Source organism: Aeromonas fluvialis (assembly GCF_000819885.1).
GTDB classification, from domain to species: Bacteria; Pseudomonadota; Gammaproteobacteria; order Enterobacterales; family Aeromonadaceae; genus Aeromonas; species Aeromonas fluvialis.
The window spans coordinates 1-1,666 of the sequence record NZ_CDBO01000041.1 but is presented as its reverse complement, the minus strand read 5'-3'; the positions used below and the strand labels follow the sequence as shown (position 1 = coordinate 1,666).

At 52.6% G+C, this 1,666-nt stretch carries 1 protein-coding gene; it reads right to left on the bottom strand.

All coding sequences use genetic code 11. The features are described from left to right. Positions 1–34: 34 nt before the first annotated feature. Positions 35–1,590 (bottom strand): IS3 family transposase gene (locus tag BN1125_RS09285; protein WP_156993242.1). Its coding sequence is split into 2 segments (ribosomal slippage): positions 35–1,137 and positions 1,137–1,590, totalling 1,557 coding nucleotides; the frame shifts between segments, so codons are not numbered across the junction. Between the last annotated feature and the right edge of the window lie 76 nt (positions 1,591–1,666).

Here is a 1,666-nt window from a genome sequence, read left to right as displayed (position 1 = left end):
TTCGTCAAGATAGTTGGCACCACTACGGTGTTTTCTATGCGACCTGCTTTATGTCAACTTCAGGCTCCCGTTCCGGGTTCAAGGTGACCGGACCTACCGGCTCACAGTTCCTGATATTGCCTGACCATCGATGACCGTTCCTCGCTTTTGCCATTTCCAGTGTTTGCTTGCGCTTGGCCAAGATTTCTCGGTCTTTTCCATTATGTCGTTCAGCCGGCGCTACGAAATTCAGCCGACTGTGTTTATGCTCGTTGTTGTACCATTCAACGAAGCGTTGCACCCAGTCTCGAGCCTCATCCAGGCTGGCGAAGCCCTTTGATGGCCATTGTGGGCAGTATTTCAGTGTCCTGAACAAGGACTCGGCGAATGGGTTGTCATTGCTGACCCGCGGTCGGCTGTATGAGCTCATGACTCCCAACTCTTCCATCTTGGCCTTCATCGTCAGTGCTTTCATGGGGGCACCATTGTCCGAATGCAGTACCGGTGGGTTATCGAAGCACTGCTCTCGCAATATGGTCCGCTGCAAAAGTTGGGCTGCCAGTTCACCGCATTCTTTATCGTACACCTCGTAGCCCACCACTTTGCGGCTGAACAAGTCCTCATGCATATACAGGTAATAGAACTGGCCCTTAACCCTGCTGGGTAAATACGTAATGTCCCAATTCCAAACCTGGTTTGGCCCGGTCGCAGTATGGCTTGTCGGTTTACTGCGCTTTTGTGGCGCTTGAGCGCGACCTCGATGTTGCAGTTGCCCTTCGGCTTTGAGTACTCGATAAAACGATGACTCTGAGGCCACGTACTCACCTCGATCCAGTAACGTCGGCACGATCTGTGATGGCGGCATGCTGGCAAATTCTGGACGATTACAGATCTCGCGAATCGCGTCACGCTCAGTCGGTATCAGTTTGTTTGCAGGCTCCGGACGGGTAGCATCAGGGCGTTTATCTGCATGTACTTTGCCGCCACGGAACCAGCGGCGATAGGTTCGCAGGCTCACTTCTGCTTCATCGCAGGCGTTCTTGAGCGACGCGCCGGCAAGCTGAGCTTCACGGATCAGGTTAATCAAGGTTTCGCGCACTGGCAGCGACGTCAGCTCTCCTCGCTGTCGTTCTCCCAGAGCGCATTTAGCTTTTTTCGCAGTACCAGCAATGCTGCCGCCTCGGCCAAGGCTTTCTCTTTATAGCGGAGTTCGCGCTTAAGCTGCTGGATCTCGGCGCGATCAGCTTTGGCTTGTTTCTGTTCGTGCTTTGCTTGCTCAGCATTGTGCTGAAAGCCTTGGAGGCTCTCCTGTTTCCAGCGTTTCAATTGTTCGGGATAGAGCCCGCGCTCGCGGCAATATTGACTGAGTTCAGACTCGCTGAGGACGGCAGTTTCGATGATCGTGTTCAGCTTTTTTTCGGCAGACCAATTGTCTGGTGTCGACTTCTTTGCGGGCATTGGTTGACCTGCTTGTTTAGCTTTGGAGCGCCAATTATATAGGGTGCCAATGGGAATGCCTTCTTGTCTGGCGAGCTCGGAGACAGTCAGATTATGTGGGGGTAACATTTTGGCCATCAAAGCAGCTTTTTGCTCAGCAGAATACAGTTTCATAGTGACTCAATTACCGCCCCCCGATCGTTACGACATTTTATTGGCTAAGGAGTGACATCTATCCTGACACGGGGGG